We start from the raw sequence: 15,697 nt of genomic DNA on the forward strand, positions 1-15,697 counted from the left end.
AAGTAATCTTCTCCAGAGCCTCTGGAAATGGTGTGTGATCCCAACGTGGATTACGTTCCATGGCAAGACGATGTTCCTGAAATATAGGTTGGGTAAGTTGTCAGTGATCCGGCTTCAGGGGGAACGTACATTCTGATACCGAGTATCCAGCGTATATTTACTGACAACGATGTTTGACTGCGGGTATTTCATATCGTATGGTCAGTTTCAGGCAGGGAAATGGTGACATCTGCAAACGGATGAGCTGTTTTGGGGGTAGCTAATAAGATTGCGGAAAATCCACTTTCCTATTGTTCGCCATCCTCAATATCCTTTTCTGTCAGACGAGAACCAAGGTTGATTATCCCCTCGATTCCACACATTCGAAACCTCCGCTGATGAAGATGTTTCCGAAGGTAATCAATCTTTGCTATGTTATCCACCCCAGGAGAGCTGCCTGCTGACATCAAAACGTCTGGACAGCGTTTGAAGCCCTCTGTATTATCATCTGATTGCAGCTGTTAATCGTGAAGGAGTAGAATAAGTGCTTTCCATAATAGCCGCGAATTACAACAAGGAAGACGTACTTATCGATTATTTCGATTCCATCTATTCAAATGGATTTGACGATTTCGAACTTATCTTCGTCGATGACTGCTCCACGGATTCATCGGTAAGTATTGCGGAGAGGTTTCCATGCGAGATTATCCGCAACGACAGTAATCTCGGGCCGGCGGTCAGCAGGAACCTTGCAGCGGAACGGGCAAACGGGGATGTACTTGTCTTCACTGATACGGATATTACCATTGATCCAGGTGGACTCGAACTCATAAACCGCAGGTTTACGCGGGACGGAATTAAGGTGATGTTCGGAAAACTCGCGTTTCCTCCTCTGCGCAACACTGGAATCGGAAGGTACTGGCTTTACGAGGAAGAAGAAGCGTGTCGTTACGGTGGAGTGAGAACTGGAATGGTCAACTGCTGGAGTTCCACTCTTGGCGCAATAGAAAGGGTACTTTTCCAGAGCATCGGCGGTTTTAACGAATCTTTCAAAGGTGCTGATATCGAGGATCATGAACTTGCCGCGAAAATACTGCAGTATCATCAAGTGTTCTACGATGAGGAACTTACATTTCATCACTACTATCCAGGCACATGGCTTGTTCTGAAAAAAATGTTCATTCGATCAAAAATGTTTGCCAGGTCAACAAGCATAAAAGTGTACAAAGAACATTCCTGGGTGAGCAGACACAGAAACTCCGGTTACCTGTTTTCCGCGCTGATAACAGTTCTATTGGCAGCTTTACCTTTGAGTATTCTATTCTTTTCTTCCGCTGCCGGGTGGATTTCATGTTCCCTCCTGATATTACTCCTTATTAAAGTAACGCATCACAGATTGCTGCTTAAGGCGGCATTTCAAAAAGACTCACCGTTTTTCAGCATATATTGTTTTCTGTTGCTTTACCTGACATCTTTGTTTGCCATGACTGGATTCGCAGTCGGTTTATTAAAAGGGAAGGATACTGCCAATGAGTAACCTGACGGGAATGGCAGGCAGGTTCTGGCGTAAGAACTTTAACTATCTGGTATTCCAGATAACCAGCAGGTGCAACGCGGCATGCGAGCATTGCTTCAACTGGCGGAATGTACGGAATGCTGCGGGGCAGAAGAACATTGAATTATCACTGGATGAGATTGAGGAACTTACTGAGAAACTTCCGCCCATGCTCCTTGTGAACCTTTGCGGAGGAGAGCCGACAATGAGAAGCGACCTGCCGGAAATTGTATCTCTCTTCAGCCGGAACACCGGAGCCAGATACATAACAATTCCAACCAACGGATTTCTTCCCGACAGCACGGAAGAGGTATTCGGTAGAATTTTCAGCGAAAATCCTGATACATTCTTCAGGCTGGGAATTTCACTGGATGGCTGGGAAGAGGAGCACGACAGGATTCGCAGGCATCCAAGTGGTTTTCAGAAAGTACTGAAGACAGCAGGAACACTCCAGGAAATGAAAAGCCGATACTCCAACTATTTTGTGGAAGCAAACATAGTTTTCAGCAAGAATACACAGGACAGTATAGATGATCTTGTTACCCGTATTCATTCTACAAAACTCTTCGATTCCATTGCGGTGCTATATATCCGCGGGAACCCTGAAGATCCTGAGCTGCTTAAGCCGGACCTTGAGAAATACAGAAAAATCAATCGCAGGATAATCGAAACATTCAGAGTAAAGCGTCATCCTTCCGCTCGGATACTTGAAGCGCTTACAGACATGGTGGTGGAAACGGTCATTAAAGCTGAGAAAACCAGTAAGAACTGTTTCAGGTGTTTTGCGGCAGATCGTTTTGCTGTACTGAACTCAAAGGGGGATCTTTATCCCTGCGAAATTATGGAGGACCGTCTCATTGGAAATGTCAGGAACTGGAAATACGATATTCCGGCCATGCTGGAATCCCCGGTCGCTAAGGAAATTCGCGAGTTTGCTAAAACGTGCGTTTGCACATGGGAGTGTGCCATTAACATGTCTTTCATCTATCAGCCACTCCAGTCGCTCCGTGTAGCTGCGCGAGCACTCTCCAGTATCATTCACCAAAGGTAGCACATCTCTGGTCTTTCCAAATATAGCGCTTCATATTAAACGCTGTGACTGGAGGACTATGCAGACGAAAACAGAGCTCTGAAAGCTGGATTGATGTCCGTAAGCATTAATAAAATATTGCTTATTGTGTTTTTGCTGGCTTTTCTGCCAAGAATTGGCGCTGTACTTCTGGCTCCTCACCCTCCTTCCGCGCACTGGGATGTAGCTCACGATGTTATCATTGCGAGAAACCTTGCCGGGGGGCATGGTTTTGCAAATGAACCAGACACACGACTGCTTACAGATACCCGCTCATACCCTTTATTCTCTCTCTGTTTTTCCGTGTTTTCGGGGAGAGATATATTCCCTTCCTTCTTTTTCAGTCTTTCTTTGGGGCGCTGGTAGCGTCGATCATGGCCTGGATCGGATACAAGATAGGCGGTAGATCTTTAGCTCTTCTCACGGGAATACTTATTGCCGTTAACACCGAACTGATATCGTATTCCCGTATGATGCTTCCGAAAACGATTTTCTCTTTTTTGTTGAGCCTGATCGCCCTTGCAAGCATGTATCTTATTTCCCACAGGAACAATATTCAGTTCTTTCTTACAGGTGTTCTTCTGGGGCTTGCTGCCCTTTGCAGACCGGTTGCGATCAGCTGGGGAATACTTCTTGCTGCAATACTGCTTGTACAGAAGAAGTATCGATTAAGAGTAAGACTGAACGTAGTTCTGGCTCTGTCAATCGGCTATCTGCTTACTATGGCGCCGTGGCTGATCAGAAATTAGATCGTTATGGGTTCACCTGCTTTAACTACTTCGAGCGGAATCACATTCTGGCTCTTTGGCCATAATGACGCTCAGCATTCCGATGAAACAAAAAACATTCCCGAAGAGTACGAAAGAGTCAACAGAGAGGTAAATCCCAAAGAGTATTTTACTGTATCCGGTGGTGATCCCGCCCGAATGATTCCAATCTACAATATGGAACCAAGATATCAGGCATACTCATTCGAGCAGTCCGTTGTTGACAGAGTAGCCGGGCTGGATGAGTGGAAGCTAATCGGGAATTAAATAGAATGGCTCTGGAGTATTCACATGTTTACAATGCCTTCAGACCTTAATAAGCATGCTTACATAGAGAATCTGCAGCCAAAAGGAGCCGGATTTGAGTGAATAGTACAACTGAAATCCCCACTGACATGTACTGAGGACCCGTTTCCAAGCTCACTTCCAATTGTGGCATTGATTGTAAAGGAAACTCTGATCGGCGGACCACAGTCAAATGTAGTAATGGTGATGTTTCCTGACGAGGCAGTTGTGTTACTTGAGAGCTCATTTGAATTACTGATATCTATAAGGAACATTTTGAAAGGAGATTCATTGGTAGGGAATGAATAGGTGGTATCAACAAAAATGTTTTCTACTATAAAAAACAGTTTCCAGAATGATGCTTGACTGGAAAGATCATAGAAGAATATCTTCAGCGAATATTCATCAATATAACCGGGTTCCCAAATATCACTGCATATTGCATAGTCAGTTCCCATCTGTATTTCATGACCGTTCTCATTCATGAATATCAGATTATTACTGATTCTGTTACTCTCCGTTTGTGTTGATGACTTCTCACTGATAGATACACCTTGAGATGCCAAGAGGACAGAGAGAAGCGGTATAAGTACGCCTAAGTACATAACATACCCCCATTTATGACCATTAAGAGTAAACCAGCGCTAGGAAAGGAATAAAGCAGCTGGCGATATTGGCCACTGACAGATACTTGTCACAACTCTGGATGATCCAGGTCCGTTCCTCGGCAGCCCTGACCTGCTCAACGACTGATCATTACCACCCTTGTCTGTGCGGTATCACCTGACGAGTCGGTAATGCCTACAATATAGATACTCGACGGGAGAGGAACCCCGAATGCGTCGGTTCCCGCCCACAGGTAACTTGATGTCTCACCGGCCTGCACGTATTCGATTCCAGTGTAAATGGTTCTACCGGAGATATCGCGTGCACTGATGGTAACGATCCCGGTCACGGGGCTCGTGAAGACAAGGTTCACTGCTCCGCAAATCGGATTGACGGCAGGTCTGATAGTCAGCGGGGCTTCAGGGTCTGATCCACCCTCTATCCCGGTCTCCTGCCAATCGTAGAATGCAATGAGGAACTCGTCCCAGCCTGTGTTACTCGCAAAATCCAGGTCCATAGACACATAAGACTCGATCTGCGAACCATACTCGAGTTCCGGAAAGTTGATGGAAAGACCGTTGGTGCGCGGTTCAGACGATCCATGGCACTCGTTGATAATGACAAACTCGTAAAGGTCCATGACCTCCTGTAGCTTTGCCGTGACGAATGGATCGTCCTCGAGAGCGAGATAGGTTACCAGGAAATCGTAGAAGTCGATCTCGTCCATGTTGTAGGTTCCTCCCATACCCATCTCCCAGACCTGGTTCCTTGCATCCTGAACCGTAGGTGCTATGTCATCGATGTTCGTGGTCATGTAGACGCAGAGCTCATCAAAAACGTCTATCATGGCCTGGAGTTGTGACTGCTCCACCGCGCACATGGTAGCCCATTGGCCGTAAGGGGGTTCAAGGTTCGACTCGATGAGATCGATTACCATGTTTCCTATCTCGGTGTTCGAAAGCGCGGCGGAGTCGTCCAGAATGGCTGCGATATCATCCATGATACCCCTCCAGAAGATGTACCCGCTGAGATCCTCGCTGCCCATATAAACACCCACACAGCTCCTGAGCTCGTAAGCCGATTCCAGGGCACCCATCAGGCACGGAGCGGTGAAGGCAAGCATGTCTACTCCGTTCACAGCCTGGATGGCAATCTGGATCTCGTTCATATAAAGCATGTCATCTGACGTTTCGTCGACGCAGGCACCCCACCAGCCGGCGCCATGGTCGTACATGGTCAGGAAGTACCTGTCAGCCGGGAAATTAGTCTTTCCATAGGAGAGGAAGTCCTGAAGGGTCTCCCAATCTCCCATATTTACTTCCCCCAGCTCCTCCAGCAGTGAGAGACTGCCGTCAGGACGAACGTAGTAGATAAATGCAGGATATGCCATGTCGTCCTGCAGAACGATTACATTTACGTTGGCGGAAGATCTGCACTCGTTCGCGAAATCGAAGAGGGGATCGTAACCAGAGAACTCGGCGTCGTCATAGAAGAGGAAGGTCCAGGCTACGCTGTCTGCAAGGCCAGGCAAATTGCCAGGGGTCATATACTCGACCACTGCCTGAGTGCCGCAATGTCCATCGGGCGGGCTGAACCCTTCCCCGGCGATTACCGGATGTCCTGGAATCAGACCCTCTTCATCTGATCTATCGATTGAGTCGAATCCTACGCTGACAGACGCTAGAAAAACTAAGAACAATGCAACTGTTATGCCGGCCATGCTGGCCACCTTCCTGATTTGAAGCCCAAGATACTGTAAGTAAGGAATGGCGCTGTCATGGTAACGTATCCCCCGGAACAGCTCATCCGTTAGATAATGCTCCCCCTTTTCTATCTTAAATCAATAATAAGTACTATTAGTTTCCCAGTCAATGAAGTAATCGCCAAATAATCGAAGGTTATTTTATAAAAGAGATTGACTTTATCTCACCACCGCACTTAAGGTACTTCAATACATCAATATCCCAGACATTTTTCAGAAGCACAGCCCACAGCTGTCTTCCCCATCTGGAATATGATGAACAGTCTCTAATGGAAGAGGCGGAATCGATGGAAACATCACACCAGAATTTGCTGGAAAGATAAAACGGATCATGACCGGACGTAAAGTTTTCCGCATCCGATTCCTCAACTGCACTCGTAATTTATCCTGCGGAAACTCTCATCCCGTGCGATCACCGGCAATTATCAAAGATGGTATAGAGACTTTTAATATCAGGATGAGAGTGGTTGTATCTGCTGTAGAGTTCATACAGTCTTTTTCGGATTACTGTGAACTCATCCTTTTCATGGGTTTCTTCAAAGAAAGACATCAGTGTGAAATCCGCAAGCATACCGTAGTGTATCCAGTATGAGACATACTGATCATTGCACCAGATGGCATGTGTAAGAACCTCCGGTTTTTCAAAAAATGCTATCAGGTGCTGAATGCCGTCCATATCCATTACTATCCAGTGACCCGGCCATGGGCCGTTCTTTCCTGGTGTCAGTTTGAGGAACTCGCAACCCTCCAGTTTAATGTCTTCGTATCCTAGAATAAGAACTCTTATATCTCTCTCTGCTGCTTCCTCCAGACGCGGCTGCAAGTGTTTAATGAAACAATGATCTGCAGTTAGAAGAACAGTTGACTGTGCTTGCTCTAAAAGAGTTTCGATCTTATTGAAAAGCTGTTCCTGGTTGTCGATTCTGTAAATGCTGGTTTCTACCGCAGGAGCTTCAAGTTCCTTCAGCTCTCTTTCCAGTTTGGCTGTTTTTTTCTCCAGATCAGATTTGAATCGGGAGATAATCTCCTTTACAGGTACAGGCGAGTACCGTCTGTCTTTCCCCTCGCAGTGGAGTATGACCATGCCCTTCATTGTAAGTGACTCCAGAGCCTGATATACATTGGATACAGCTTTGCCTATGTTCTTTCCCACCCTGTATCCTGTTATGCCCGGTTCCTTCAGAAGAGCAAGATATACATTTGCCTCCAGGTTATTCAACCCAAAGTCTGTCAATGCTTTAATACTATTCTCACTGAAATTCACAGCTGCCCCCAATCGAACCAGAAGCATACGAATTTGCCAAATCAAAGTCATTAGTATATGTTTATACTAATGTATTGAATCCAAAAAAGAAAGGAGCTGTTATGAAATCAATAATGTTCATGTTTGCCTGCTGTGCTGTCATATCAGCCGGAGAGGCTGTTCAGACAGACTGGTCCGGTGGTGTCAGTCTTGAATCGGTGGTGACAGAATGGGGAAATGTATTTTCTGAATCCCAGGGGATATCCAGTACTGCCGTACCGGGTATAATATGCCTGACTTCAACTCCGTTCTCCTCTCCCATTGAGAGTGTAGTGAATGGTGCAATGCCTCTGTCGGGAATGGATGCAGGAGATCTGGACGGAGACGGATTCGTTGATCTGGTCGGAGCATCTCTGGTTACTGATCATGTAACATGGTTCAAAAACTTGAATGGAAGCAGCTGGTTATCCGTTCCACTGGCCGGTTCCTTTGACGGTGCTCTGGGCTGCAGTATCAGCGATGTTGACGGGGACGGTCATCCTGATGTACTTGGCGGGATGGACGGGCCGGACATGGTTGTGCTGTGGAAGAACACCGATGGTTCAGGCCCTGCCGGTGAACCTCTGGTGATTGATCCGCTGTTTCCCGGAGTACACTGTGTAATCGGATGTTACGTTGATGATGACGGAATGATGGATATCATGGGCGCGGCTAATCAGTGTGATCAGATCGCAGTGTGGTATAACCTGGGAAATGATACCTGGGAGAAAGTTGTGATCGATTCAACCTTTACAGGAACTCAATCAGTATCACCCGGTGATTTTGATGGAGATGGTGATCTTGATGCGGTGGGTGCTGCCCTGGGCCTTGATGAATTCGCATGGTGGGAGAATCCCGGTAACAGGACAGATCCGTGGGAAAAACATCTGGTGGCTGATGGCATGACATATGCTCACCATGTAACCGCCGTGGACATGAATGAAGATGGGCTGATGGATGTGCTGGGAGCAGTCTACGGAGCGGCGAAAATAATATGGTGGGAGAACGACGGATCGACTCCTATTGCCTGGGAGGCTCATACTATAGCTCCCAATCTTACTGGCACTCTTACAGCGATACCTGCTGATTTTGACGGTGATGGAGATCTGGATGTTGCCGGTACCAGCTGGTTACTGGACAGGGTGATGTGGTATGAGAATATCGATGGTTCAGGTGAGAACTGGCAAAATAGAATTGTTGAATATTCATTCAACGGTGCCTGGCCGCTTGCCTGTGGAGACTTCACTAACAACGGCAGATTACAGCTTGCAGCAGGAGCGGATGTGCTTACCAGTCCCGGCACTTCCCACGGTGTGAGCGTGTTTGACCTGTGTGGTTTCAACTGTCAGGGTACTCTTATCAGTGCAATTCTTGACACTGAAGAAACCCCCCATTGGGCCAGTTTTCAGTTCCAGAATGAGGTGCCGTCCGGTACACTCATGCAGTTCTACTGGAGAAGTTCCAATGATTACGAAAACATGGGTGACTGGATAGGACCGTACACCGACTGCGCAAACCTCAGTGGAGAGTTGTTCCGATATGCTCAGTACAAGATAAAGATAAGCGCCACCGGAGCCCTGTACTCACCAATCCTGTATGATATAAGCCTGTACTGGGACCCGACCGGCCTGACGGAGAATTCCGGTGATTCAGAAAACCTTGTGCTTTTAACTCATAATCCTTCCTGCTCAGGGAGTGTGCAGCTTGTGACAGCAGAAGGTTGCGGCCAGGTTCTGATCACACTAATGGATCTATCAGGCAGATTAATTGATTCCCGACATGTCTATGAAACCGGAAAATCCATCTCTTTCGGACCGGTGCCCGCAGGTACATATCTGGTGCGAGCTGCCTCCGGAAACAGAGAATCAGCGTTCAAGGTACTGGTTCTGAATTAGTCTTTATCCGGGCGGGATTCCATATCCCGCCCCGCCCAGCCCCGAAGTAACAAAGTTCCCGGAATTCATCAAGCTCTTTGTCGAAGCAGGATTGTTTCAATATTGTCGTTTCGGAAAAAATAAATATTTGCTCTTTCCTATGCCTGGAAAATCTGTAGGACTTTTGAAGGAACACAAGAATGCAATCGACACTCTTACGGAATTGGGTCTTACTAACCTTGAAGCCAGGATTTACATTCTTTCTTCCTGTTACGGAAAGAACCTCTGTTGACTATCCCTCCGCATTAAGATGGATTGATGTTGTTGAAAGCTTGCGAAGTTGTTACACCACAAAGAAAAAGTATATAATTTCCGAGTATGCAGTACAGTTAAGATATTTCGCAGAATACGGAGGTTTCGATTATGAGAAGAAGTACAGCAGCTTTTGTTTTACTTGCTGTTATCATCCCGATAATGGCCTGCGCAGAGCAGAGCAGTTTGATGTCGGAGATGCCTGATGGTTACGATATCTATATAACATACAATCCGAAGAACGCGAATCTCAAGGAAACTCTTGCTGCGGTTGAGGATATTCTTCCAGATGAGACGATGGATGACATAAGTTCGTCCGGTCTGCGCTTTAACCCGCTTAACTGGGATGCCTGGGAAGATGAGCTGGGCCTGGATTATTCAAGTGATATCGGTGTAGTAACCAATTTACCCGGGGATGAGAGGCTTACAGCCTTTTATCTTCCAACTGATAATATTCAGGCAATTGAACGTTTACTCGATGAGCTTGACGCCGACGATCATAAGCTCATTGACCATGGCTCCTACACGGTAGCTCTCACGGGTGAAGAGGATGCAATGGATAGCTTTGAACGGAGCCTCGATAATCGTTCGATTTCCGAATTGAACGATTATGAACAACTTGCCGGAGCTGTTAACGTTCGTGAGCCGGGCTTCAGTATTTATATGCGGATAGAGCAGGAGGTTTCATTATCATATCTTCTGGAAATCGGGAATGACGGGAATCAATCGGTCACCGAAATTGCAGTTATGCTGCGCGATGAGTTGAGCATACCTGTCATATTCGAGTGCTTTTCCAATGGTATTGCGTATGAGAACATCCTTGTACCAGAGAATACTATCGGAGCCGCTCGATTCGGTTTTGATCATGATCACCTTGCTGACAGCTGGCGGAGTATCGAACGCAGATTCGATCTTGAGGATAATTGGGAGTACCAGAATTTTAATCAGGGATTGGTTGCTTTAGGGCTGCCTTCACTTACGGATCTGATGGGGATTCTGGGAGGAGATATCTTCTTTGCCCTTGCCGACATTGAATTCGATGATCATGGCTGCCTGAAGAATCTTGAAGGAGTAATAGCGATATCTCTTGCAGACGTTGAAGGCATGAAGGACATACTGAGGTCTATTGCCACGTTGGCCGATTTCAAGAGTGACCTTATTGATCAGACAGAACTGTACTCCTTTGAAGATCGTCACAATGAGTATTCCTTGTTCATTTGTAATAACGCGTTGTACATAGCCGTAAACACAAGCCCGGGAAGCATTACGGGTGGCATTCCCATGGAAGATGTACTTATGGGAAACGTTGCTGGCATAGCCGTAGAGGGATTTCTGGGGGCTTCTATGGACCCGGAGATTCTATTGAGGAAGCTCGACGTACCATCCGAAATTATGGATGCTTTAGACGAAATCTTCCGCCAGCCTGTCGAGATTTCCATTGCTTACGATAACGGCGTGTTCCATGGAACATTAAGGAGCGGAAAATTCCTCGGCGGGGTTGGAGCAGAAGCGCTGATATTCGCTATGACTGTGCCGAAGTACTCCTCCGCTGGGCAGGATCATCAGATGGAAGAGGTTACCTGCCGGTGTAATATGCGTAGCCTGGCCTCCGGTGAGAGCATGTTCTATGGAATGGAAAACAGATACGGCACATTGGAAGAAATTGCGGTTTCTGATGTCATGGAAAACGCGCCAGAGTTGATCTACCCGACATGCGGAGAAAATTACATAGTTACTCTCAAGCATGAAAGTTACAGGATAGACTGTCCCTGCGGCCTTCATGGATATGTTGAAGATGGTCTTGTCAGCTGGCAATAGAAATATTCCACTGCTTCGTTTGTCCCTGGAATTGGTCAGACGATCTGCGGGCTAGAGAAGGTCGAAGTTGATCGAGGTTGTGAAGCTTGTGTTGAACTTTTTCCAGGTGGAGATTTCCGGTGTTCTGGTGTAGTCCACAATGTAACCGATACTGACATACAATGGGCTCCATGTTCTGAAGGCAAGTGATACGCTTCCCTCGGAGATAAAATTCGAAGGATTATCCGGCGGGAAGTATACGTTCCCCGATATCTCAGCCTCTCTGATGAACGTATGCGGTTTTCTGTACCGCAAACCGGCGGCGGCGTAAACCGAAAGATCATTTGTATACGCTTCCCCCGCTCCTGAGGTCCACCTCGAGTTAACTGATCCAAGCCCTATCTTCGGCGAGAACCAGAACCAGGACAGCATCCATTTTTGCCATCCAACCGCGGCGTACGAACTTATCTGCCATGGACGTTCGGTATACATCTGTCTGTCCCAGTTCGAAGCGGCTTCAACGTAATAACTGTCACTGAACCAGTAATCAATCCCAATACTGGCCCACCCCCTGTTAGTATTGAGTGTGTCTTTCTTTAAACCGCAGGTTTCCTCCCATGTGACAGATCTTCCGCCGAAGAAAGCGTTAACCGAAGTTCCCCTGCTGTCGAATCGGTAGGAAATACTGGCACTGCCGCCCCACTCAAGTAAAGCGCGGTTTCCCCTTTCGATGGAAAAGTCCGCCGCGGTAAACACGCTGAAACCTTCCAGGGACTCCGCATTGGACTCCGGATTGTAGGAATCCCCTGCGATTACTCTCAACCGGCTTCTTGCCTCTTCGTTGTTAGTATCCAGTTCAAGTGCACTGAGATAGTAGTTTACAGCCTCCTCAGTCCTGACCTCCTGTTCAGCGATATCACCAAGGTACACAAGCGCAGGGATAGACATGGGGTCAATTTCAAGGAGGATAAGAAATACTTCCTTCGCTTCGTTGATTTCATGATTTCCGAAATAAGCGGCACCAAGTATTTCCTGAGCTTCCACACTGTCAGCTGTTGCAGACTCAAGAAGGTTCCGCGAAGTAACGATGGCCCTCCGGTACTCTTTCAGTTCAAGGAAAAGCCTCGATATCTCAAGCTGTGCCGGTAGAAATTCCGGGTCCAGGGATACAACCTCGCTGAAGCAGTTCAGTGCAGCGGCTGCAGAGTCATCTTCCATCTTCAGAATACCCATGAAGTACCAGGCCATTACATTCTCCGGTTCAAGCCAGATGGATTTCGACAGCTGGTTTTCAGCATTCTCCAGAAGTGTATCGGTACCCGATATCAGAAGAGCCCCCAGTGCTGTTCTGGAAAGGGATGACAGGGAATCAGACACAGAGGATTCCTCCATTATATAATCAGTGCCGGTATTGAGATCGTTCTCCAGAACCGATGCTATTACAATGGCTGCCAGGGCTTCGGTATCAGTTGAATCAGAGGCGAAAATTTCCTCCGCCCTCTCCACCGCAGTTGCCCAGTCACCTTCCGAGCAGCTGGAATACCAGGACTGAAGGTTCTCGGGAATAAAGGCAAACAGTGTCAGCAGCATTACTGCATACATCAGAAAAGCCTCAGATTCAGCCTGGAATAGAATTCTGTATCGTATTTATCCCAGTAATCGTAAGCGGGAGTTCTTTCGTACCCTACGCTGTATCCAAGTGTAAGTGAAAAAGGATCCCAGAGTTCAGAACTGAGTTCAGCAAAAGCGTTCATAAGAGTATTTTCGGACTGTTCGGGAGGAATGTAGAAGTTTCCCCAGAGCCATAGTGACGGCCAGAGAGAATCTTCCTTCGTAAGCCATACTGATACGGAACCGTATAGAGTGGTTCTATCGGTCCTTTCGTTCTCAAGACCGGAAGCCCAGTGTGTGTTTACCTGTCCGATACCAGCGGAAGGGGATACCCAGAGCCAGCCGTTCAGCCATTTTGTATATGCAAAGGATAAGTATGAACTGATTTGCCAAGGCCTTACGGTTCCCGGCTGCCTGTCCCATGAACTGCTTGTACTTACTGTGAAATAGTCCGACAGAACACGCTCAAAGCTAAGAGAAACCGAAGTCCAGGTGTAATCGTTCTTGTAATCCTTCGAAGTTTCAATGAATCTGTAATCGGTTTCAAGGGATATTTCGCTTCCTCTTGCGTCGTACTCGAAGGAAACTTCCAGTCCTCCCGAGTAATTCCTTTCCCTTACGTTTCCGTTATCAACTCTGGTGTCAATGTACACGGTAGCGTTGAAGCGTCTGACCTGTCTCCTATTCCATTCAGGATCGAATCCGGTGTCGGTTATACCTCTTATTCTTGTTTCCGCATAATCGTAACCGGGCTGAATACTCAGAGACTGAAAATAGTAATCCATAGCCCTGTCCGAGTCACCCATCTGCTCGTATGTTAGTCCTATGTAGGCATATACCCATGGAGAACCGGGGTCCAGCTCAATAGATTTTTCAAGAGCGGCAAGAGCCTGATCGTACCGATCGGAGAACAGAAGGGCTTCTCCCAGAGCACTCCACGCACTGAAAGACAGGCTATCAATTTCAATGGCCTGTCTGTACTTATCGGCCGCTTCCTCCTCATCGTCTCTATCAAAAAGGTAATATCCCCAGTCCAGCCACACATCAATACTGTCCGGGGCCACAACAGAGGCTGTCAGGTAACTTTCTGCGGCTTCATCCTCCTTATCAAGTTCAGCGTAAAGAGCTGCCATCTGCAGCCAGAATTCAGAATCATCTGCTCCGCTTTCCTCTTCCGCTTTCCGGGCAAGATGAAGGGATACTGCGGGATTAACAACCGAATATGTCCAGGCCAGGTCTACCCAGGCGTAAGGATACTCATCCGCTATAAGTCTGAATAGACTGTCAGCTTCATCATCTCTGCCGGTACTCTCGTAAATGAGTGCTCTCTCACATAAAGCGGTACTTTCGAATCCTCCGGCTTCAATGTAACTGTCCCACATGTCCAGAGCTTCCCCTGAGTTTCCTCCCCTCGAGAGAATGGGCGCCAGCCGCTGGTAACCAAAAATGTAGGTAGAATCAACAGATATGGCTTCAGAATAGTAAACGGCGGCGCTATCTGGAGACCCAAGCTGCTCAAGAACAAATCCCAGTTCTCCAAGGAGCCATGTTCCCGGATCGGTGGTTTCGACAACAGCTCTCCTGTACCAGTCGGCGGCAGCTTCCATATCTCCTTCGCTTTCGAAGAGAAGCCCTCTCTGTTCCCACGCCCATACATATTCATTGTCAATCGCTATTCCGTTCTCGAATGCCTCTCCCGCTTCTTCGGGTTTCCCCAGCTGCTGCAGCACAAGACCCAGTTCTCCCCATGTCCATGTATTAACAGGATCGATTTCCAGAGCCCTGCGGTAAGCGGTTTCGGCCGCAGTGTAAGTACCGTTGTCTTCGTACAAAAGACCCTGAGCTATCCACGCGTCCACAAAGCTGCTGTCGGATTCCGCACACTCGATATACCATTCAACAGCATCATCAATATCCCCGTTCTCTTCAGCTATGATACCCAGCCTGTACTGGGCAAAGGCGTAATCGGGATTAACCTCGATTCCCTCCAGATAACTTCTACGGGCAGCATCCGAATTGCCGCTGTTTTCAAGGCATACGCCTATCTCGCCAAGGCACCAGTAATCCTCAGGGTCCCGTCTGAACAGTTCTCTGTAAGCCTTGATCGCTTCACCGTATTTATCCTGGCTTTCAAGCAGAAGGCCAAGGTCGATAAGGCAATCCGTATCATCTGGATATGTACCTGCAATTTTTCTGTAAATCATTTCTGCCGCACAATTCTTGCCTGCAAGCTCCAGAATCCATCCCGCTTCAAACATCAGCTGCATATTCGCAGGCCATTCCTCAAGAGCGGTATTCACACACTCCAGAGCTTTGCCGAATTCCCGCTGATACCGATAGATTTCCGCGGTTTTAAGCCAGACGGAAATCCAGGAAGGATCTATGTACATAGCTCGAGTAAGTTTATCAAGTGCTTCAGAATAGTTTTCCTGGACCATAAGACAGTGGGCTTCCCCGACAAGTCCGAGAATGAATGTTGAATCGTATTCTAGTGCTGTCTGAAAACTGTTCAGCGATTCCTCTATGCTATCGGCGCACGTTCTTCCAAGGGCTCCCCATGACATCGCTGAAAGCGAATCAAGTTCAATCGCCCTTCGCGCAAATACAGTTGCCTCATTATCGTATCCCAGAGCTGTAGCGGAAAATGCGAGAGCCGCCCATGCATCTGAACTTGTGGAATCATTTTCAACAGCGTCTTCAGCCTGAGTGTAAGCATTTTCCCAGTTCCCAGACGCATAGCTGTCCTGCCAGCCGGACAGGTTAACTGAGGCAAGTACGCAGAGCAGGATAAACTGCAC

General features: G+C 47.4%; 12 protein-coding genes. 7 read left to right on the forward strand and 5 right to left on the reverse strand.

Going from position 1 to position 15,697, the window contains the following annotated elements:
• The first annotated feature begins 523 nt into the window (after positions 1 to 523).
• The 5 genes from K8S15_13810 (at position 524) to K8S15_13830 (ending at position 3,637) form a co-directional block, all read left to right on the forward strand.
• Entirely contained in the window at positions 524 to 1,516 is a 993-nt protein-coding gene (locus K8S15_13810; GenBank protein MCD4777108.1) for a glycosyltransferase, read from the forward strand.
• The gene (locus K8S15_13815; GenBank protein MCD4777109.1) at positions 1,509 to 2,585 is read left to right on the forward strand and encodes a radical SAM protein; all 1,077 of its coding nucleotides are present in this window, start codon (positions 1,509 to 1,511) and stop codon (positions 2,583 to 2,585) included. The genes K8S15_13810 and K8S15_13815 overlap by 8 nt, the downstream gene beginning before the upstream one ends.
• Positions 2,586 to 2,678: 93 nt before the next feature.
• Positions 2,679 to 2,969: a hypothetical protein gene (locus tag K8S15_13820; GenBank protein MCD4777110.1), complete on the forward strand. Its 291-nt coding sequence runs from the start codon at positions 2,679 to 2,681 to the stop codon at positions 2,967 to 2,969.
• A complete protein-coding gene (locus K8S15_13825) occupies positions 2,879 to 3,352 on the forward strand; it encodes a glycosyltransferase family 39 protein (GenBank protein MCD4777111.1) in 474 nt (157 codons plus the stop codon). Before K8S15_13820 ends, K8S15_13825 begins: the two co-directional genes overlap by 91 nt.
• Positions 3,353 to 3,358: 6 nt before the next feature.
• Positions 3,359 to 3,637: a hypothetical protein gene (locus tag K8S15_13830; protein ID MCD4777112.1), complete on the forward strand. Its 279-nt coding sequence runs from the start codon at positions 3,359 to 3,361 to the stop codon at positions 3,635 to 3,637.
• Between the two features lie 59 nt (positions 3,638 to 3,696).
• Here K8S15_13830 and K8S15_13835 read toward each other — a convergent pair whose 3' ends face one another.
• The 3 genes from K8S15_13835 to K8S15_13845 form a co-directional block, all read right to left on the reverse strand.
• Positions 3,697 to 4,113, reverse strand: a complete 417-nt coding sequence (locus K8S15_13835; protein MCD4777113.1) for a hypothetical protein — start codon at positions 4,111 to 4,113, stop codon at positions 3,697 to 3,699.
• Between the two features lie 284 nt (positions 4,114 to 4,397).
• Entirely contained in the window at positions 4,398 to 5,981 is a 1,584-nt protein-coding gene (locus K8S15_13840; protein ID MCD4777114.1) for a hypothetical protein, read from the reverse strand.
• Between the two features lie 454 nt (positions 5,982 to 6,435).
• Positions 6,436 to 7,287: a hypothetical protein gene (locus K8S15_13845; GenBank protein MCD4777115.1), complete on the reverse strand. Its 852-nt coding sequence runs from the start codon at positions 7,285 to 7,287 to the stop codon at positions 6,436 to 6,438.
• 101 nt (positions 7,288 to 7,388) lie between these two features.
• Here K8S15_13845 and K8S15_13850 point away from each other — a divergent pair, with 101 nt between their 5' ends.
• Both K8S15_13850 and K8S15_13855 read left to right on the forward strand, forming a co-directional pair.
• On the forward strand, positions 7,389 to 9,200 hold the full coding sequence (locus K8S15_13850; GenBank protein ID MCD4777116.1) for a T9SS type A sorting domain-containing protein: 1,812 nt from the start codon (positions 7,389 to 7,391) through the stop codon (positions 9,198 to 9,200).
• A gap of 402 nt (positions 9,201 to 9,602) precedes the next feature.
• A complete protein-coding gene (locus K8S15_13855) occupies positions 9,603 to 11,309 on the forward strand; it encodes a hypothetical protein (protein MCD4777117.1) in 1,707 nt (568 codons plus the stop codon).
• A 51-nt stretch (positions 11,310 to 11,360) separates the two neighbouring features.
• On the opposite strand, the gene K8S15_13860 is transcribed toward K8S15_13855, so the two are convergent.
• Together K8S15_13860 and K8S15_13865 are read right to left on the reverse strand one after the other, a co-directional pair.
• Positions 11,361 to 12,890 (reverse strand): hypothetical protein, encoded by a 1,530-nt coding sequence (locus K8S15_13860; GenBank protein MCD4777118.1) that lies wholly within the window; start codon positions 12,888 to 12,890, stop codon positions 11,361 to 11,363.
• Positions 12,890 to 15,697, reverse strand: coding sequence for a tetratricopeptide repeat protein (locus tag K8S15_13865; GenBank protein ID MCD4777119.1), 2,808 nt, complete (start codon positions 15,695 to 15,697; stop codon positions 12,890 to 12,892). Before K8S15_13865 ends, K8S15_13860 begins: the two co-directional genes overlap by 1 nt.

Source organism: Candidatus Aegiribacteria sp., from assembly GCA_021108005.1.
Lineage (GTDB): Bacteria > Fermentibacterota > Fermentibacteria > Fermentibacterales > JCC-6 > Aegiribacteria.